Source organism: Cedecea davisae, from assembly GCF_044095835.1.
In the GTDB taxonomy this organism is placed as follows: Bacteria; Pseudomonadota; Gammaproteobacteria; order Enterobacterales; family Enterobacteriaceae; genus Cedecea; species Cedecea davisae.
Map to the genome: position 1 here is coordinate 1,386,411 of NZ_CP172054.1, position 18,537 is coordinate 1,404,947.

Genomic DNA, 18,537 nt, shown 5'->3' on the forward strand with positions numbered 1-18,537 from the left:
GGTAGGGGAGTGCTTACTCCTTGTCCGCCGGGGTCAGGCTCACGGAAGAGAGATAGTTGAGCAGGGCGATATCGTTTTCGACGCCCAGCTTCATCATCGCCGACTTCTTCTGGCTGCTGATGGTTTTAATGCTGCGGTTAAGCTTGCGGGCAATCTCGGTGACGAGGAAGCCTTCGGCGAACAGGCGCAGAACCTCGCTCTCCTTCGGTGACAGGCGTTTGTCCCCGTAGCCGCCAGCGCTGATTTTTTCCAGCAGGCGTGAAACGCTCTCAGGGGTGAATTTCTTGCCTTTCTGCAACGCGGCCAGCGCTTTTGGCAGGTCGGTTGGTGCGCCCTGTTTCAGCACGATACCTTCGATATCCAGGTCCAGCACCGCGCTAAGGATAGCCGGGTTGTTGTTCATGGTCAGAACGATAATCGACAGGCTCGGGAAGTGGCGCTTGATGTATTTAATCAGCGTGATGCCGTCGCCGTATTTATCTCCCGGCATCGAGAGGTCGGTAATAAGGACGTTGGCTTCAAGCTTCGGTAAGTTATTGATAAGTGCTGTGGAATCTTCAAATTCACCAACAACATTCACCCACTCGATCTGCTCGAGGGACTTACGAATGCCGAACAGAACAATCGGATGGTCGTCGGCAATAATTACGTTCATACTGTTCATGTAATAGGCTACCTTGCTACAGCAGACTTTTGACGTAAGCATCAATGTCGCTGATATATTTTTGTATGTTGGGAGCATCGCTCTCGCGAATATGATGCTCTAACGTTTCACATAATTGCTTGCCGGGTACCAAATTAAGCATCGCAAACACGCCCTTCAGGCGGTGAGCCGTCTGGGCCAGCGCGGCAAAGTCGCCCGCTGCAGATTCAGTATACAGTCTGCTTACATCTTCCGGTACCGTATCGACAAACAGCGCGTAATAACCGCTGGCGTGTAGCTGAGCGTTTTCATCGCCGCCCAGAGGCGAGTCAGGTGTTTCTTCCTCCGCCAGTTGGTTTTCAATCAGTTGCAGAACGGCATCCTGCATGGCGTTACTGATATTAAAGTTCACCCTGAACTGGCCGGGAGCGATTTTCCGCATCCCGTTTTCATCATCGCTTAAAAGCAAGCCCGAAGCAGTAAGATTAGGCGGATTATCAGTAAGGAAGATATCAAACTCTTGACTCGATAATCTTTCATCCGGGGAGATGCAGTTGGCCCCCCAGTTTTCCAGCATGCGGGTTACGATACTGCGCACCTCGTTGGAGGTGATGTCGAGCATCGCTACCACGTCATCGAGCAGCTTCTCTTCCTGAGCTTCAGGCTGCGGTTCAGCGGCCATTCTGATGTGTAAATTATAGCGCGTACCAATATCCGGGCGCGTTTTGATATTCAGGTGGCCGCCCAGCTTGCGCGCCAGACGATCGCAAAGATAGAACGCCAGCCCGTTGGCCTGGCCGTAGCGATCTTCGCTGGTCTCGTTGAGGAACGGGAAGTGCAGGTTATCCACTTCACCGCCGCCTATTCCGCTGCCGGTATCCAGCACGCGGAACAGCAGGCGATCCGGTCCCGCTTCTTCTTCGCAGATCTCAAGCGTGATTTTGCCTATCTGCGTGGTGGTGACCGAATAGTGCAGCAGCAGTTCAAGGATCTTCCTCAGAACGTCCCTGTCACCGTGGCGTTTTTCATCGGCAGGCAGGTTGTTGTTTATCAGAAGCTGCAGCCCTTTGCGCTTGATAATAGGCAGCATGGAAAGCGCCACCTCGTCGATAAGCGCCTGAATGGCAAACTCGCCAGGGCTGCTTTTCCAGCTGTCAGCTTCCAGCATATTCAGCAACTGGATTTCATCCACCAGCCTCACGATGGTTTGAGCATCGTTGGCAAGTTGCAGGTGGGGGCTGTCGGCAATGCTGGCAGCATGCTCGGCGAGCTGTTTTGCCGGCAACTGTAGCGCTTCACCAATGTGCTGCATAAAGGCCGCGCGTCCCTGCTGGTTTTTCTCATACAGGCGCTGGGCCTGCTTGAGCTTCTTATTCACCAGAATTTCACGATCCTGATCGCGGATAACAAAAATCTGGGTGCGGGGAGCTATTTGGCTGCGGAACTGGCGAATCTCATACAATTCATTGTTCACCGTCGCCTGGATCACGCCCTGATGTTGATCCGCCATCGAAATAATGTTCTGCAAATTCAGATGCGGCAGCAGGTGGTCGGCAATTTTATTGCTGATAACGGTGCGGTTGGCATCCAGGTCATGAACCAGCAAACCCAGCGGAAGAATGGCGACAATCTCCTCATTCAGCGCGCGCAGGATCTGTAGCTCACCGTTGCCCTGATTACTCTCTGGCTGGCGCTGAGGCTGTTGGCGGAAGGTGGCAAAGCCAAATACGGCCAGCCCAAGCAGGGCAAGATTCAGCAGCAGAGGCATCAGAATATTTTGCAGCGTATCCATCATCAGCGTACCAAAAGGTACCTGCCACACCAGCTGAAGCTGGGTGGTCGCTACCGGAGCGGTAATTTCGATACGAGCGCTGTTAAAGTTGATGCTTACGCTATCCGGATCGTCCTTATCCGCTGCATTTGTTGCCGCGAGCTGGTGGTCGTCCGGCTCAAGCTGGAAGCTGTCCAGCGACATGGCCGGTGGGATAAGGTCATTAATAGGCAAATCAAAAGCGACGACCGTTGCCAGGTGGCCCGGCTGGTTGAAGGTGGTGCGCAGGGTGAAATAGTGGCCGTTCTGCCAGTTAAGCTTGCGCAGCGGCGAGAAGCTTTCCCGCTCATCCAGGGCATTGGCCTGTTGCAGCATCTCCGCGCGGCGCGAGTCAACGATGGTGCCCACGCCGGAATCTTTAAAGCCTGAAGAGAGGTCTTTTAGCGGCAGCGTGGAGACCAGAATCATGCTGTTGTCCTGGCCGTTGAGGTAATACATCGACCACGGGCTATTTTCCGCACCCCAAAGCGTGTCCAGATAGCCGGAGATACGCTGGGTCATTTCCAGGGTGGAACTGTCGTGGGAGCCAAAAATCAGCGCCTCGGTCTTGCTGCGGGGCTTGTCGAGATAATAAACGTCCTGGCGCAGGCGCGTTTCCTGTAGCCCTTCACCGGAAGCGGCGGGTGCGGTGGCGATATTGTCGTAGATTTGCCAGGTAGCGTAGCGGTAGGTCTCTACTCGCTTATGTAACGCATGAGTGATATCGACAATCTGGTAGCTTTTATCTTTTAGCCAGGCGTTAACGGCGCTTTGCACCAGCACGCCCATCGCCACCAGCAGAACGACTATCAGCAGTAAAAAGAAGCGTGTGATGTTGCCGGGAAACAGCGAAAACTTATTTAGCGAAGTAGTCTCAGACTGGCTCATTATATGTATGCAACCCGGCGAAACCTCGCCAATCCAGGATTATAGAACGCCAACCGAAAGGGGAGGCGGTGTAGCCTTTGCGCCTTCACGCATGCCGACATTAAGAATACCTTTATCTGGCGGTGACGTCATCGTTACTGTTGGCAGCCTGACGCAGTATAGGGGGTTCCGGCGAGTTTTTCAGGTGACTGATTATTAGGAAAAATCCTTAAATAAGCTTTCTCGCAAAAATGACGCAGGATATTTGTACAGCTGCTCGGGAAGTGTACAGATAATTTTTCCGTACATCGGCATCACCCTAAAATTGCTACTTTAAGAAAAATCCGTATCCACAATGAAATAGGGAGAAAAAGAGCAGATTGATTGATTAACAGACGTTATAAATTGCGTGGATAGCACACGGATATTAAAGTTGTGTAAAGGAAGGTAAAAAAAAACCGGATGCGGGCATCCGGTACTAATAGGGGTAAACGGACATTCAGATTCGAATGACGGTAATAAATAAAGTTAATGATGATAGCGAGAGTGATTTTATATCCGAATGTGGGAAAAAAATTATCATTCAGTGCTACTTTTTTAATTTGCTCGTAACGTATTGTTTTTAATCGCCTGCTGTTATTTTTTGATTATTCGTGCTTATATTATTAGCTATTCGTGCTGAAAAAAGTTCCCTTGTATTTACATTTTGATACATCTATATGGCTAAATGAAACATCTATATAGTTTTCGTATCATATTCTTGTTGGATTAATCGGTGTTTGTTTTGGACAATGAATTTGCCGACTGATTAGAGGGTTAATCAGTAAGCAGTGGTAAATAAAATAAGGCATATAACAGAGGGTTAATAAGATGAAAGTTAAAGCACTATCCCTTCTGGTACCGGCTCTGCTGGTAGCAGGCGCTGCAAATGCAGCCGAAATTTATAACAAAGACGGCAATAAATTAGACCTCTACGGTAAAGTAGACGGTCTGCATTATTTCTCCAATGACAAAGGCTCTGACGGCGACAAAACCTACGTTCGTTTCGGCTTCAAGGGCGAAACCCAAATCAATGACCAACTGACCGGTTACGGCCAGTGGGAATACAACGTTCAGGCAAACAAAGAAGAAGGCGCAAGCGATCAGGCGTGGACTCGTCTGGCATTTGCTGGTCTGAAATTTGGCGATGCAGGTTCCTTCGACTACGGTCGTAACTACGGCGTTGTTTACGACGTAACTTCCTGGACCGACGTGCTGCCAGAATTCGGTGGCGATACCTACGGTGCGGACAACTTCCTGCAGTCTCGTGCTAACGGCGTTGCAACCTACCGTAACACCGACTTCTTCGGTCTGGTTGATGGCCTGAACTTTGCTCTGCAGTACCAGGGTAAAAACGGTAGCCAGTCTGGCGAAGCTAAACAAGATGGCGGCCGTAGCATTGTAAATCAGAACGGTGACGGCTTCGGCGGCTCCCTGACTTATGCTCTGGGCGAAGGCTTCAGCGTAGGTTCTGCTGTTTCCAGCTCTAAACGTACCAGCGATCAGAACGGCGTTGGCGTACTGGGTCACGGTGATGACGCAACTACCTACACCGGTGGCCTGAAATATGATGCCAACAACATCTATCTGGCTACTCAGTACACTCAGAGCTACAACGCAACCGCAATCAACAAGTCTGGCTTCGCTAACAAAGCTCAGAACTTCGAAGTTGTTGCTCAGTACCAGTTCGACTTCGGCCTGCGTCCATCCATCGCTTACCTGCAGTCTAAAGGTAAGAACATCGAAGGTTACGGCAGCCAGGATATCCTGAAATATGTTGATGTTGGCGCGACTTACTACTTCAACAAAAACATGTCCACCTACGTTGACTATAAAATCAACCTGCTGGACAAAAATGACTTCACTAAAGCAACCGGCATCACTACTGATGACGTTGTGGGTGTAGGCCTGGTTTACCAGTTCTAATCCAAGCGATTGTGAATCTAAGGCGCCGAAAGGCGCCTTTTTTATGTCTGAAACCTCAATGAATAGCCGCCCGGTTCACCTGATTTTTCCTTTTGTTGTACTCTTGCACTCCCGAAACAGGAGAGAAAACACCATGGATTTACGCATTATTCGTCGCGGTTGCTTTGCCGTGGCTCTTTTAGCCCTCGTCGGCTGTGATAACCAGCAAAACGACGCTGCGAACGGGCTGGTGCTGGAAGGTAAAACCATGGGGACTTACTGGCGGGTCAGCCTGGCCGGGGTGGATAAAGCTCAGCAAGCGCAGCTTAAAGACAAAATTCAGGCTCAGCTTGACGGTGATGACTGGCTGATGTCGACCTGGAAAAAAGAGTCGGCGTTGTCGCTTTTTAACCAGTCGGCCAGCACAGAGCCTTACCCGGTGAGCGAGGCGATGAGCGATATCATTACTATGGCGCTGCGTATTGGAGCAAAGACCGATGGCGCGATGGATATTACCGTTGGGCCGCTGGTCAACCTTTGGGGATTCGGGCCGGACAAACAGCCTCCGCATACGCCAAACCAGGCGCAAATAGACGCCGCGAAAGCGCTGACCGGCTTACAGCATCTGAAGGTGATTAACGCTTCCGGGAAGCAATGGTTACAAAAAGATCTTCCCGGCCTGTATGTCGATCTCTCGACCATCGGCGAAGGCTACGCGGCGGATCATCTTGCGCGCCTGATGGAGCAAAACGGCATTAGTCGCTACCTTGTTTCAGTTGGGGGCGCTGTCACCACGCGCGGCACCAACCCGCAGGGGAAAGCATGGCGAGTGGCTATCCAGAAGCCGACGGATCGCGAGAATGCGGTACAGGCGATGGTGGATGTCAACGGTCACGGCATCAGCACATCCGGCAGCTATCGCAACTATTATGAGCTGGACGGGAAACGTATTTCACACATCATCAATCCGCAAACCGGGCGGCCAATCGAACATAAACTGGTGTCGGCAACGGTTATCGCGCCGACAGCAATGGAAGCAGACGGCTGGGATACCGGGCTGATGGTGCTGGGTGAGGAAAAGGCGAAACAGGTTGCTGAGAAAGAAGGGCTTGCGGTCTACCTCATCAGTAAAGAAGGCGACGGGTTCCGCAGCTGGATGTCGCCTCAGTTTAAAACCTTCCTGCTTAGCGAGAAAAATTAAAAAGCAAGAACGCGGGTTTTTCACCCGGCAAGCCAGTCCATGATGGTATCGTTACGATAAGCATGAGGTTACAGCCATGAAACAGCATAACGATTACATCACTCAACAGCAGCGCTGGCAGGCTGTAGAGGCACGCGACGCCGGGGCAGACGGCGAATTTGTTTTCGCCGTCAAAACCACCGGTATATTTTGCCGACCTTCCTGTAGCGCCCGCCGCCCGCTGCGTGAAAATACGGAATTTTTTAGTACCCCGGAGGCCGCACAAAACGCGGGCTTCCGTGCCTGTAAACGCTGCCAGCCGGATAAACTGTCTCCTGAGCTTCAGCGCGTTGCGCGTATCGAGGAAGCCTGCCGTATTATTGAGGCCAGCGTCTCTCCGCTAACGCTGGATGAGCTGGCGGGGCGGGTCGCGATGAGCAGCTTCCATTTTCACCGGCTGTTTAAAAGCGTCACCGGCTTAACGCCAAACGCCTGGCAAAAAGCCCACCGGGCACGCCGCCTGCGCGAGGAGCTTGCCCAGGGCAAAGAGGTGACGCGCGCCATCTATGATGCAGGTTTTCAGTCCGGCAGCGCCTTTTATCACCAGGCCGATTCCGCGCTCGGCATGACCGCCAGCCAGTATCGCCGTGGTGGGGAGAGCGCCAGCATCCAGTTTGTGGTGGGCAGCTGTCGGCTGGGCGAGTTTCTGGTTGCAGAAAGCGAACGTGGAATTTGCGCTATCTTGCTGGGCGAAAGCCCCGAAGCGCTGATCCATGAACTTGAAGCCGAGTTTCCTCGCTCGCTGCTTACCGCTGGCGACGACAAATTTGCCGCCCGCGTGGCTCAGGTAGTGAGCTTTATTGAAGCACCAGAAACCGAATTTAACCTGCCGCTGGATATCCGCGGGACGGCGTTTCAACAGCAAGTCTGGCAGGCTCTGCGGGCTATCCCGCCGGGAGAGACAGTTAGCTATCGTGAATTAGCCGCCCGCATCGGCAGGCCCGGTGCAGTACGAGCGGTGGCCGGAGCCTGTGCGGCCAACACCCTGGCCATTGTCATTCCTTGCCATCGCGTTATTCGTAACGACGGCAGCCTCTCCGGCTACCGCTGGGGCGTGGAGCGTAAACGTCAGCTGCTGGAAAACGAAGCGCAACGACAGGAGGAGTAATGCTGGACTTGTTTGCCGGGGATGAACCGTGGGAAGAGCCGCTGGCCGAGGGGGCGACAATTTTACGCCGTTTTGCGAGGGATGAAGCCGCTGCCCTGATGATGGAAATCCACAGCCTGGCGCAACAGGCACCGTTCCGCCATATGGTCACCCCCGGAGGGCATATTATGTCGGTTGCGATGACCAACTGCGGCAGCGTTGGTTGGAGCACCAATCATCACGGCTACCTGTATTCTCCCCTGGACTCGCAGACCAGCCAGCCCTGGCCGCAGATCCCCGCAGCCTTTCGGGCGCTTTCAGACCGGGCTTCTCTTGCCGCGGGTTATCCCAACTTTGAGCCGGATGCGTGTCTTATTAACCGTTACGCGCCCGGCACTAAACTGTCGCTGCATCAGGACAAGGATGAACCCAATCTCGGCCAGCCGATTGTCTCTATCTCGCTCGGACTGCCTGCGGTATTTCAGTTTGGCGGCCTGCAGCGGAGCGACCCGCTCAAACGCGTCTTGCTGGAGCACGGTGATGTCGTGGTATGGGGCGGTGCTTCCCGGCTTTTTTACCACGGTATTTTGCCCCTCAAACCCGGTTTCCATCCCTTGACGGATGCCTTCCGCTACAACCTGACCTTCCGTAAAGCCTCATAAGACAAATAAAAATAAGAATTATTCTTGATGTGACCGGCGAGCTGTTTAAACTGCTCGCTGTTTTGTTTTGTAGGTGTGGAACGATGGAACTGCTACGTGTGGTCTACCGCCAGTATCGCTGGCCTTTTATGATGGTTATGGCGCTCAGCCTGGTAAGCGCGGCGCTTGGCATCGGTCTTATCGCCTTCATTAATCAGCGTCTGATTGAAACGCCCGATATTTCTTTGTCGGTACTGCCTGAATTTCTTGGCTTACTGCTGCTGTTAATGGCGGTAACGCTCGGCTCGCAGCTGGCTTTAACCACGCTCGGCCACCATTTTGTTTTCCGCCTGCGTAGCGAATTTATAAAACGCCTGATGGACACCGACGTTGAACGCGTTGAGCAACTCGGTAGCTCGGCGCTGCTGGCGGGCTTAACCAGCGACGTGCGCAATATTACTATTGCCTTTGTGCGCCTGCCGGAACTGGTTCAGGGCATTATCCTGGCTATTGGCTCGGCGGCCTATCTTGCCTGGCTGTCGCCTAAAATGCTGGGGGTGACGACCGTCTGGCTGGTGGTCACCATTGTTGGTGGCTACCTGCTGGTATCCCGCGTTTATAAGCACATGGCGCAGCTGCGTGAGATAGAAGACAAGCTATATAACGACTATCAAACCGTGATAGAAGGGCGCAAGGAGCTGGCGCTGAACCGCGAACGCGCCGAGCGGGTCTATGAAGATACCTACACGCCTCATGCGGCAGAATACCGCAGCCATATTATCCGCGCCGATACCTTCCACCTCAGCGCGGTCAACTGGTCAAATATCATGATGCTGGGCGCTATTGGCCTGGTGTTTTACATGGCAAACAGTCTTGGCTGGTCAGACACCAACGTGGCGGCGACTTTCTCTTTAACGCTGCTGTTCCTGCGCACGCCGCTGCTTTCTGCCGTCGGCGCTTTGCCTACGCTACTCAGCGCGCAGGTTGCTTTCAACAAGCTGAATAAATTCCAGCTGGCCCCATACGATGAAGCCTTCCCGCGCTCGAAAGAAGCAGAAAGCTGGCAACAGCTGGAAATGCGTGAAGTGGTTTTCCAGTACGGCGATAATAATTTCAGCGTTGGCCCGCTTAACCTCACGATCAAACGCGGCGAACTGCTGTTCCTTATTGGCGGTAACGGCAGCGGGAAATCTACCCTGGCAATGCTGCTAACCGGCCTCTATCAGCCGGTGAGCGGGGCGATTTATCTCGACGGTAAAAAAATTGATGCGGCGAACCAGAACGACTACCGCAAGCTGTTCTCGGCGGTGTTTACCGACGTATGGCTGTTTGACCGCCTACTGGGGCCGCAGGGCAGCGAGGCAAACCCGGGGCTGATTGCCACCTGGCTTGAACGCCTGAAGATGAATAATAAGCTGGAGCTGGAAAACGGCACCATCCTTAATCTGAAGCTGTCGAAAGGGCAGCGCAAGCGCGTGGCGCTGCTGCTTGCCCTGGCCGAAGAACGAGACATCATCCTGCTGGATGAGTGGGCTGCCGATCAGGACCCGCATTTCCGTCGCGAATTCTATCAGGTGCTGCTGCCGCTGATGCAGCAAATGGGCAAAACCGTGTTCGCCATCAGCCACGATGACCATTACTTTATTCACGCCGACCGCCTGCTGGAGATGCGTCAGGGGCAGCTTAGCGAGCTTACCGGCCATGAGCGTGAGCAAGCCTCGCGGGACGCGGTCGCAAGAACCGGCAATTGATTCAGCGCGGTTAAACAAAATAAAAAAACCAGTCATTCACGGCTGGTTTTTGTTTTCTTCATCTTCTCAGGCTATAAACTAACTCGTCGTTTCAAGGGAATAGTTTATTTATGACATCTACTCAGAAATACAGCACCAAAGAGCGTGACCTGGACCGCGCGCGCATTCTTCAACTCCTGCTAACTAATAAAGCCGTCGCCAGCGGCATTCTGGCTAAAGAACCCTTTGCCGAAACGCAAACCGCCGAACAGGATATCGCCGAGATAGTGACGCTGGTAGGGCGGCTGCCCGCGCCGGATCTCGCCGATGTCCTGGAAGCGCTGCCGACGGAAGAGCGTCAGGCGCTGTGGAGCCTGATAACCGAAGAGAGACGCGGCAGCGTACTGGTGGAGGCCTCGGAGACGCTCTGGGATGACCTGATTGAAGATATGAGCGATAAAGCCCTGCTTAACGCGCTGCGCCCGCTGGATATCGACGATCAGATCTACCTTGCTCAATACCTCCCGCGTGACCTGGTGGGCCGACTGCTGGCAACGTTGCCGCAAAATGAACGCACCCAGGTTCGCCGCATCCTGCACTATGACAAACATAGCGTCGGGGCGATCATGGACTTTGAAGTGATCACCGTGCGCCCCGACGTGACGCTGGAAGTAGTGCAGCGCTACCTGCGTATCCGCGGTAAAGTCCCTCAAAACACCGATAAACTCTTTGTCACCAGCCGGGATAAAACGCTATTAGGCGAGCTGGAATTGACGGCTATCCTGCTGCATCCTCCGCAGACGCCGGTGCTGAAGGTGATGGATGACAATCCGACCTGTTTTGCACCGGAAGACCATGATGAAAAGGCCGCTCGTACCTTTGAACGAGATGACTTGATCAGCGCCGCGGTAATCGACAGCACCGGCAAGCTGATGGGGCGCTTAACGGTCGATGAGATCGTTGACGTGGTTTACGAAGAGACCGACAGCGACCTGCGCCGCATGGGCGGTCTGAGCGCCGAAGAGGATGTTTTTGCCCCGGTGAGCAAGGCCGTCAAAACCCGCTGGGCGTGGCTGGCAATCAACCTGTGTACCGCTTTTGTCGCTTCCCGCGTGATTGGCCTGTTTGAGCATACGATTTCCCAACTGGTGGCGCTGGCCTCCCTGATGCCAATTGTTGCCGGTATCGGCGGAAACACCGGGAACCAAACTATTACGATGATCGTGCGGGCGCTGGCTTTGCAGCATATTCAGGCCGGGAACATCTCCTTCCTGATGCTGCGTGAGCTGGGCGTAGCGCTGATAAACGGCCTGGTTTGGGGCGGGGTAATGGGTTGCGTAACCTGGCTGCTGTATAACGATGCGGCGATGGGCGGCGTAATGACGCTGGCGATGATCCTCAACCTGCTGGTCGCCGCGCTAATGGGCGTGGTTATCCCGATGACGATGGCCAAACTCGGCAAAGATCCGGCGGTGGGTGCAAGCGTCATGATTACGGCAATTACCGACACCGGCGGGTTCTTTATCTTCCTCGGCCTGGCGACGCTGTTCCTGCTGTAATCCCGGTTTTCGGTTTTCAGACACAAAAAAACCAGCCGTAAGAGGCTGGTTTTAAATGTTTATTTGGTCGGCACGAGAGGATTTGAACCTCCGACCCCCGACACCCCATGACGGTGCGCTACCAGGCTGCGCTACGTGCCGACGCAGAAGACCAATACTACATTTTTCCGATTTGATTGCAAGGGAGCCATACGCTAACTGTCTTATAAGTAAACAATTAGTTAGCGATGAAGCGCTTCTCGTCGGTCAGCACCTGCAGCAGTAAATCAAGCTGCGGTTTGGTCTCTTCTATTCTCTGGCCTTTGAGATCGTACATCCGGTAGTTGCCGCTGTTGCTCAGCACCAGCGTCATTTCCGGGGTCGTCACGGCCAGAGTATTGTTGTCCGCACCAATCACCCAGTTATTGCGGCGGGTGGCGGCAAACAGATCTTCACCCTGAGAATACTCATAGGCTGGCGTTTTAACGTGCAGCAGGCGCTGCATCAGGGTGGTCATCACATCCTGGTGGTCGGTAAGCTTGCTGATGCTCTGAGCAGGCGTTCCCGGCCAGTGAATAACCAGCGGAACCTGAATACGCGAACGTGACCAGGCGAAAGAGTCGCGCTCATCGCCAAGCGGAATGCCGTGGCCAGCGGTAATAATGACCACGGTATTTTGCAGTTTTCCGGCTTCCTGTAGCGCATCCAGAACGCGTTTGATTTGGTCGTCAACGCTGCCAGCCGCACGCGAGTAGCGGCGCTCGAAGGCCTGCTGGTTGCCGCTGTTATCAACGTTGGTGCCGTTGAAGGCCACCCATGAGAACCAGCGGTTATCGTCAGAAGCGTACTGATTCAGCCAGTTAATCCACTGGGAGGCGGTCTGGCTGTCGGCCTGGCTTTTCGCCGGTCGCAGAGAAAAATCAGAGAGCAGGGCCTGGCGATACATGGATGAATCGAAACCATCCGAGGCAAACAGGCCGAGCTGGTAGCCCTGCTGATTCAGGCCGGTTATCAGTGCGGCAGGCGTGCGGGAGGAGAGCACGCCGTCCATATAAGCCGGGGAGATGCCGTAGAACAGGCCAAAGATACCGCTGTCGGTACTGTTCCCTGAACTCATATGTTGAGTGAAGCTGATATTGCTCCCGGCAAACTCGCTAAGCGCGGGCATATCTTTCGCTACGCTTTCGGCATTCAGCCCGTCGACGGTAATCAGCAGAACATTATTGCCGATGCCCATATCGCGGAACTGCAAATTACTGAGCGGATACTGCACCGAAAGGGCTTCCGGGCTACCTTGCTCCACCAGGCGACGCTCGTATTCTTTTGCATCGAGCAGGCCGTGTTTTTCAAGAAAACGCCGCGCCGTCATCGGATAGGAGAGCGGCAGGTTCGCCCGCTGCATGGTAATCGGGCGGTAGAAGTTAGCGTCAGCCCAGATATACATCAGGTGGCTGCTAAAGAAGGAGATAAAGAACAGCGTCACGACCGGGCGCACGTATTTACGTCTGCGGCCAAGGCTGCGCAGCTTCTGCCAGCTCCAGGTCGCGAACAGCATCTCAATCAGTAAAATCACCGGCACGCTGATAAACATCAGCTGCCAGTCACGCGCCATCTCGCCCTGGTCGGGGTTTATCACCAACTCCCAGACGGTGGGGTTAAGGTGGAGATGGAAGCGAGTGAAAACTTCGCTGTCTATCAGTAATAGCGTCATCCCCGCCGTGGCAAGGGCCGCGCTGATAAACCGCAGCAGGCGCTGCGACATCACGATAAACGTTAGCGGGAATACCACCAGTAAATAGGTGGCAAAAACCAGAAAGCTAAAGTGCCCAACAACGCTCAGGTACGAGTAAACGCGCCCGGTGAGCGTTGTTGGCCAGTCGGCAATAAACAGATAGCGGCTACCCAGCAGCATGGCCAGCAGGATATTAAACAGGGCGAACCAGTGCCCCCAGCTGACCATCTGGGAAACTTTTTCGCGGTAGCGCTGACGGTTAGTCACCATAACTTGTTACGATAGTTCCTTAGTGGGCTTTATCTTCGCTCACCGAGGCTTGAAGCGCCTCAGCAAAGGAGCGAGCCAGAGGACGACGCTGAGCGGACGCCACGCTGGTATTAATCAGGTTGGTGACCATATTTCCCAGCACCATCAGGGAAAGATCGGTAGGCGCGTGGTGTTTTTCCAGCACGCCGGCCAGTTCGGTCAGCATCGCTTCAACTTGTTCGTCACTATAGCGGGATGTTTGTGGCATAAATTAAAAATCATTCGTCTTCGGGAAAGGGCGTTATCTTACCGTAGCAAGGACTTTTTTTCCGCATTTTTATCACGCTTGCGTCCCGCCATCGGCAGTGGTTGAATACCGCCCGGTCTTAAAGGAGAGTTTAACATGAGTCTGGATATCAACCAGATTGCCCTGCATCAACTGATTAAGCGCGACGAGCAGACGCTGGACGTTGTGCTGCGCGATTCACTGCTGGCAACCGACGGCGCCGTCGAAGATATGATGGCGGAGCTGCACCGCGTATACAGCGCAAAAAACAAAGCTTACGGCCTGTTTAGCGAAGAAAGCGAGCTGGCTGATGCCCTGCGCCTGCAACGTAAAGGCGATGAAGATTTCCTGGCATTTACCCGGGCTGCAACCGGCCGCCTGCGCGACGAGCTGGCGAAGTATCCGTTTGCCGACGGCGGCATCGTACTGTTTTGCCATTACCGCTACCTGGCGGTTGAATACCTGCTGGTTGCGGTGCTGAACAACTTAAGCAGCATGCGCGTTAACGAAGAGCTGGATATCAGCGCTACTCATTATCTCGATATCAACCACGCGGATATCGTGGCGCGTATCGACTTAACCGAATGGGAAACCAATCCGGAATCGACCCGTTACCTGACCTTCCTCAAGGGAAGAGTGGGGCGCAAAGTGGCCGATTTCTTTATGGACTTCCTCGGCGCAAGCGAAGGGCTTAATGCCAAAGCGCAGAACAAAGGCCTGTTGCAGGCGCTGGACGATTTCACCAACGAAGCGCAGCTGGATAAAAGTGAGCGCCAGGCCGCGCGCCAGCAGGTTTACGCCTACTGCAACGAGCAGCTACAGGCGGGAGAGGAGATAGAACTGTCTTCCCTGGCCGACGAGCTGCCGTGGGCGGTGGACGATAAAAACTTCCAGCAGTTTACGGCCGACAAAGGCTATGAGCTGGAAGAGAGTTTCCCGGCCGACCGCAGCACCCTGCGCCAGCTGACAAAATATGCCGGTAGCGGCGGTGGGCTGACGATTAACTTCGACGCCATGCTGCTGGGTGAGCGTATTTTCTGGGATCCGGCGACCGATACCCTGACGATTAAAGGCACGCCGCCGAACCTGCGCGATCAGCTCCAGCGCCGCACTTCAAGTAAATAAACGCCAGAGCCTGTCGTTATGGAGCCACTGAAGGAGACGTATTGGGCGTCAGCGGTGGCTCCGGTTCTTCACGTTCGGGCAGGCGCTGCAAGTTGATGATATCGAGTTTTTGCCCCATCCACACTGCATGCTCGGTATGGTCAGCCCTCGGCTGGCCGCTATTGGGATGAAGCAGCACCGTCAGCCCGCGGCGGTTAAGCATCAACCACGGCACAAAGCGTTCAAACTCATCGGGCGTAAACGCCACCTGGTACATCGGCATGGCATGAGGGCCGACCAGAACGTCGTGCCAGCGGCCAAGCAGAACGGAAAAACGCAGAGCAATTTCTTCGCGCAGCGTTTCTGCCACAAGCCGTTGCTGAGGGCCATCAAAATAGATATGAGCGTGATAGCTTTGTATCGTCTGGAGCGTTTGGATCGCCGCTTTTTCGACGGAAGTGGGGGGAGTTGGTTTCAACATGTCGCTCATCTTTGGGTGCCAGACCTTAATCAAATAATCCGTCACTCAAGATACAAAAAAACCCGCCGAAGCGGGTTTTTTTTCGATCTCAACTCGCGATTAAGCGCGAACGAAGTCGATGTGAGTCAGTTTTGGCTTGAACGGGTGACGCTGAACAGCCTGAACTTTAACTTTAACTTCTTTACCGTCGATAGACAGGGTCAGAACTTCTTCGTAGAAACCAGGCTTAGCCTGTTGGTTCATTACGGAGTCGTGATCCAGTTCGATGGAAACAGGAGCTTCCGCGCCACCATAAACGATAGCCGGGAACTTGTTTGCTGCACGCAGGCGGCGGCTCGCACCCTTGCCCTGCTCTTTACGTTCTACTGCTGGAATAGTAAACATTAACTGTTTCTCTCTTAAATACTCCTGCTACAGGCGACCCAGCAACAGGAAAGTTATCTGCGTTTGCGGATGCAAAAGCGGGCGGCATTATAGCTATATCTCGCTATGTCGGCAATGAAAAGTACCGCTAACCTCGTAATTCATTGGCCCGGCGGAAGCGCCCCTGGTAATCAAAGACCTTTTCACGCACGTTCCAGAACTGCCCCTTCTTCCTGGCGACCACGAAGTCCGGGTGGCGCAGCAATGCCTGCTGGGCCACAACGTCCGCCGCGTTTATCCAGCGTAGCGGCACGCCCGGCGCGCGGGAGTGCGGGCGAATAAACAGCTGCTCAAAGGCCATACGCTGGGCGGGCGTTTGCAGACGGAAGCGCTCGCTAACGTCCGCTCCCTCTTCGTCGTAATAGGTGATTTTTAGCCAGTCGCCTTTGGCATCTCCGCCGTGCTCAAGCGTCATCCCGCCGCAGCGTAGCACCAGCGCGTCTTTTAGCTTCAACGCCGCCTTCAGCATATCATCCGGGTCGACCAACACCTGCTCGCACTGGTGGCAGCGGCGGGCGGCTATATCGTTTTCCGCGTTGCAGTTCGGGCAGTTTTTGAAGCGGAACCGATAATCGCACTGTTCCCTCAGGCCATCGTCGTCCTCAAACCAGCCCTGACAGCGGCGGCCAAAATGTTCGATGAGGGTGCCGTCGGCGGTGGTTTTCCCCCAGAAAGTGTTGGCGAAGCCGCAGGAGGGGCAAAATACCTGCACCGGCACGTTGTCACTTTTACCTTTAGCGTTGCCCACTTCCGGGGTAAACAGGTCGTGAGGGTTTCCGGCATAGTCCAGAATCAGGCAATCAGTCTTGCCCGGCGCAAGACGTAGCCCGCGCCCGACTATCTGTTGGTAAAGGCTAACTGACTCGGTAGGGCGAAGAATAGCTATCAGGTCGACATGCGGGGCGTCAAAGCCGGTGGTCAGCACCGCGACGTTGACCAGAAAGCGGAATTGCTGATTTTTAAACGCTTCAATCAGCGTGTCACGCGCCGGGCCGGGGGTATCTGCGGTAATCAGCGCCGCATCGCTGGAGGGCAGCAGGGCGGTAATCTCTTTAGCGTGCTCAACCGTCGCGGCGAAGATCATCGCTCCTTTACGCTCTGCGGCAAACTCGACAATCTGGCTGATGATATGCGGCGTAATGCGCTTTTGCTGTTTCAGCTCGCGGTTCAGGTCCGCCTCGCTAAACAGCCCGTTCGGCTGCGCCTGTAAGCGGCTGAAATCATACTGCACCACCGGCATGTCCAGCCTTTCCGGCGGCGTAAGGTAGCCGTGTTTGATCATATAGCGCAGCGGCAGCTCGTAGATACAGTCCCGAAACAGCGCTTTCTCGTCGCCGCGCACCATGCCGTGATAATGAAACTGGTAAATCCAGCCCTTACCGAGCCGGTAGGGCGTGGCGGTAAGCCCGAGCAGCCTCAGTTTCGGGTTGTTGGCGCGCAGATGAATGAGGATTTGCTGATACTGACTTTCATCGCTGTCGCCAATTCTGTGGCACTCGTCAACAATCAGCAGCGAAAATTCACCGTGAAACTGTTCGAGATTGCGGGCAACGGACTGAACGCTGCCGAACACCACTTTTCCCTGGCTCTCTTTACGTTGCAGGCCAGCGGCAAAAATATCGGCTTCCAGCCCCAGAGTACAATATTTTGCGTGGTTCTGAGCCACCAGTTCCTTAACGTGAGCAAGTACCAACACGCGCCCGCGAGCCAGCCGGGCCAGTTCGGCAATCACCAGGCTTTTGCCTGCGCCGGTCGGCAGCACGATAACGGCCGGTTCAGGATGTTTGCGGAAGTAGCTAAGGGTGGCGTCCACCGCTTCTTGCTGGTAAGGGCGTAAAGTAAAAGACATGCGGGTTCAGGTTTATCAATATCGTTATTAAATGACTGCAACGATTATGCCATAACGCACGCTTTTACCTTGAGAGAGTTTTTGATGTCGCTATACTGGCAAACTAATTATCAGGCAAACCAATTTTCACCTGAATTTGGGCGTCAGGCCCTGTCGTCAACTTGCTGGCGGCACCTTCTTGAACAGGCAATACATTAATGCGACTCGATAAATTTATCTCTCAGCAGCTCGGCGTCAGCCGCGCTATCGCCGGCCGTGAAATTCGCGCAAGCCGCATCACCATTGACGGTGAAGTAGTACGCGATGCCTCCTTTAAACTGAAGCCGGAGCATCAGGTTGAATTCGACGGCAACCCGCTTATCCAGCAAAATGGTCCGCGCTATTTCATGCTGAATAAGCCGCAGGGTTACGTCTGCTCCACCGATGACCCGGATCATCCGACGGTGCTTTACTTCCTCGACGTGCCGGTTGCCCACAAGCTGCATGCCGCAGGGCGTCTCGATATTGATACCACGGGCCTGGTGTTGATGACTGACGATGGTCAGTGGTCACACCGTATTACCTCCCCGCGCCACCACTGCGAAAAAACCTATCTGGTGATGCTGGAGTCGCCGGTGGAAGAGGGCACTGCGGAGCACTTTGCGAAGGGCGTTCAATTGCATAATGAAGAACACCTGACCAAACCTGCGGTGCTGGAAGTTATCTCCCCGCTGGAAGTGCGCTTGACCATCAGCGAAGGCCGCTATCACCAGGTGAAACGTATGTTCGCCGCGGTCGGTAACCGCGTTGTTGGCCTGCATCGCGAGCGCATCGGCGAGATAGTGCTGGATCCAGAACTGGAGCCAGGCGAATACCGCCCATTGACCGAGCAGGAAATTGCCAGCGTTGGCATGCCCTAAAAATCCCGGAGTCA

At 54.2% G+C, this 18,537-nt stretch carries 15 protein-coding genes and 1 tRNA gene; 8 read left to right on the forward strand and 8 right to left on the reverse strand.

Features of this window, described 5'->3' with window-relative positions; genetic code table 11:
* Nucleotides 1–13: 13 nt before the first annotated feature.
* Nucleotides 14–664 (reverse strand): response regulator transcription factor RcsB, encoded by a 651-nt coding sequence (gene rcsB / locus ACG1VR_RS07045; RefSeq protein WP_016537399.1) that lies wholly within the window; start codon nt 662–664, stop codon nt 14–16.
* A 16-nt stretch (nt 665–680) separates the two neighbouring features.
* On the reverse strand, nt 681–3,341 hold the full coding sequence (gene rcsD, locus ACG1VR_RS07050) for a phosphotransferase RcsD (RefSeq protein ID WP_395490548.1): 2,661 nt from the start codon (nt 3,339–3,341) through the stop codon (nt 681–683).
* Between the two features lie 849 nt (nt 3,342–4,190).
* Between rcsD and ACG1VR_RS07055 the strand changes: the two genes are divergently transcribed.
* The 6 genes from ACG1VR_RS07055 to mgtE all read left to right on the forward strand — a co-directional run bounded on the left by ACG1VR_RS07055 (nt 4,191) and on the right by mgtE (nt 11,521).
* Nucleotides 4,191–5,285: a porin OmpC gene (locus tag ACG1VR_RS07055; RefSeq protein WP_016537396.1), complete on the forward strand. Its 1,095-nt coding sequence runs from the start codon at nt 4,191–4,193 to the stop codon at nt 5,283–5,285.
* A gap of 133 nt (nt 5,286–5,418) precedes the next feature.
* Entirely contained in the window at nt 5,419–6,465 is a 1,047-nt protein-coding gene (apbE, locus tag ACG1VR_RS07060; RefSeq protein ID WP_395490549.1) for an FAD:protein FMN transferase ApbE, read from the forward strand.
* Between the two features lie 76 nt (nt 6,466–6,541).
* Nucleotides 6,542–7,612, forward strand: coding sequence for a bifunctional DNA-binding transcriptional regulator/O6-methylguanine-DNA methyltransferase Ada (ada, locus tag ACG1VR_RS07065; RefSeq protein WP_395490550.1), 1,071 nt, complete (start codon nt 6,542–6,544; stop codon nt 7,610–7,612).
* Complete coding sequence (gene alkB, locus ACG1VR_RS07070) at nt 7,612–8,253, forward strand: DNA oxidative demethylase AlkB (protein ID WP_395490551.1); 642 nt, start codon at nt 7,612–7,614, stop codon at nt 8,251–8,253. Before ada ends, alkB begins: the two co-directional genes overlap by 1 nt.
* An 83-nt stretch (nt 8,254–8,336) precedes the next feature.
* Complete coding sequence (locus ACG1VR_RS07075) at nt 8,337–9,983, forward strand: multidrug ABC transporter permease/ATP-binding protein (RefSeq protein WP_395490552.1); 1,647 nt, start codon at nt 8,337–8,339, stop codon at nt 9,981–9,983.
* Between the two features lie 110 nt (nt 9,984–10,093).
* Nucleotides 10,094–11,521 carry a magnesium transporter gene (mgtE, locus tag ACG1VR_RS07080; RefSeq protein ID WP_016537391.1) on the forward strand — a complete coding sequence of 476 codons (1,428 nt, stop codon included), beginning with the start codon at nt 10,094–10,096 and terminating at the stop codon, nt 11,519–11,521.
* A gap of 64 nt (nt 11,522–11,585) precedes the next feature.
* Here the strand turns inward: mgtE and ACG1VR_RS07085 are convergent.
* From ACG1VR_RS07085 to ACG1VR_RS07095, 3 genes are all read right to left on the reverse strand, one after another.
* Nucleotides 11,586–11,662 (reverse strand) — tRNA-Pro (locus tag ACG1VR_RS07085).
* Between the two features lie 76 nt (nt 11,663–11,738).
* Nucleotides 11,739–13,502 carry an LPS biosynthesis-modulating metalloenzyme YejM gene (gene yejM, locus ACG1VR_RS07090; RefSeq protein WP_395490553.1) on the reverse strand — a complete coding sequence of 588 codons (1,764 nt, stop codon included), beginning with the start codon at nt 13,500–13,502 and terminating at the stop codon, nt 11,739–11,741.
* A 19-nt stretch (nt 13,503–13,521) separates the two neighbouring features.
* Nucleotides 13,522–13,749 carry a YejL family protein gene (locus tag ACG1VR_RS07095; RefSeq protein WP_016537389.1) on the reverse strand — a complete coding sequence of 76 codons (228 nt, stop codon included), beginning with the start codon at nt 13,747–13,749 and terminating at the stop codon, nt 13,522–13,524.
* A gap of 135 nt (nt 13,750–13,884) precedes the next feature.
* On the opposite strand from ACG1VR_RS07095, the gene yejK reads away from it, so the two are divergent.
* On the forward strand, nt 13,885–14,892 hold the full coding sequence (yejK, locus tag ACG1VR_RS07100) for a nucleoid-associated protein YejK (RefSeq protein WP_016537388.1): 1,008 nt from the start codon (nt 13,885–13,887) through the stop codon (nt 14,890–14,892).
* A gap of 16 nt (nt 14,893–14,908) precedes the next feature.
* On the opposite strand, the gene ACG1VR_RS07105 is transcribed toward yejK, so the two are convergent.
* From ACG1VR_RS07105 to ACG1VR_RS07115, 3 genes are all read right to left on the reverse strand, one after another.
* Nucleotides 14,909–15,352, reverse strand: coding sequence for a DOPA 4,5-dioxygenase family protein (locus ACG1VR_RS07105; protein WP_395490554.1), 444 nt, complete (start codon nt 15,350–15,352; stop codon nt 14,909–14,911).
* Between the two features lie 99 nt (nt 15,353–15,451).
* The gene (gene rplY / locus ACG1VR_RS07110) at nt 15,452–15,736 is read right to left on the reverse strand and encodes a 50S ribosomal protein L25 (protein ID WP_016537386.1); all 285 of its coding nucleotides are present in this window, start codon (nt 15,734–15,736) and stop codon (nt 15,452–15,454) included.
* A 127-nt stretch (nt 15,737–15,863) separates the two neighbouring features.
* Complete coding sequence (locus tag ACG1VR_RS07115; protein WP_395490555.1) at nt 15,864–17,624, reverse strand: DEAD/DEAH box helicase; 1,761 nt, start codon at nt 17,622–17,624, stop codon at nt 15,864–15,866.
* Nucleotides 17,625–17,821: 197 nt separating this feature from the next.
* On the opposite strand from ACG1VR_RS07115, the gene rsuA reads away from it, so the two are divergent.
* On the forward strand, nt 17,822–18,523 hold the full coding sequence (rsuA, locus tag ACG1VR_RS07120; RefSeq protein ID WP_016537384.1) for a 16S rRNA pseudouridine(516) synthase RsuA: 702 nt from the start codon (nt 17,822–17,824) through the stop codon (nt 18,521–18,523).
* The last annotated feature ends 14 nt before the right edge of the window (nt 18,524–18,537 follow it).

Coding starts and splice junctions, on each gene's coding strand:
- ACG1VR_RS07055 (WP_016537396.1), top strand. CDS start 4,191: ATGAAAGTTAAAGCACTATCCCTTCTGGTACCGGCTCTGCTGGTAGCA.
- mgtE (WP_016537391.1), top strand. CDS start 10,094: ATGACATCTACTCAGAAATACAGCACCAAAGAGCGTGACCTGGACCGC.
- ACG1VR_RS07115 (WP_395490555.1), bottom strand. CDS start 17,624: ATGTCTTTTACTTTACGCCCTTACCAGCAAGAAGCGGTGGACGCCACC.
- ACG1VR_RS07105 (WP_395490554.1), bottom strand. CDS start 15,352: ATGTTGAAACCAACTCCCCCCACTTCCGTCGAAAAAGCGGCGATCCAA.
- alkB (WP_395490551.1), top strand. CDS start 7,612: ATGCTGGACTTGTTTGCCGGGGATGAACCGTGGGAAGAGCCGCTGGCC.
- ACG1VR_RS07095 (WP_016537389.1), bottom strand. CDS start 13,749: ATGCCACAAACATCCCGCTATAGTGACGAACAAGTTGAAGCGATGCTG.
- rsuA (WP_016537384.1), top strand. CDS start 17,822: ATGCGACTCGATAAATTTATCTCTCAGCAGCTCGGCGTCAGCCGCGCT.
- rcsB (WP_016537399.1), bottom strand. CDS start 664: ATGAACAGTATGAACGTAATTATTGCCGACGACCATCCGATTGTTCTG.
- yejM (WP_395490553.1), bottom strand. CDS start 13,502: ATGGTGACTAACCGTCAGCGCTACCGCGAAAAAGTTTCCCAGATGGTC.
- ACG1VR_RS07075 (WP_395490552.1), top strand. CDS start 8,337: ATGGAACTGCTACGTGTGGTCTACCGCCAGTATCGCTGGCCTTTTATG.
- rcsD (WP_395490548.1), bottom strand. CDS start 3,341: ATGAGCCAGTCTGAGACTACTTCGCTAAATAAGTTTTCGCTGTTTCCC.
- rplY (WP_016537386.1), bottom strand. CDS start 15,736: ATGTTTACTATTCCAGCAGTAGAACGTAAAGAGCAGGGCAAGGGTGCG.
- apbE (WP_395490549.1), top strand. CDS start 5,419: ATGGATTTACGCATTATTCGTCGCGGTTGCTTTGCCGTGGCTCTTTTA.
- yejK (WP_016537388.1), top strand. CDS start 13,885: ATGAGTCTGGATATCAACCAGATTGCCCTGCATCAACTGATTAAGCGC.
- ada (WP_395490550.1), top strand. CDS start 6,542: ATGAAACAGCATAACGATTACATCACTCAACAGCAGCGCTGGCAGGCT.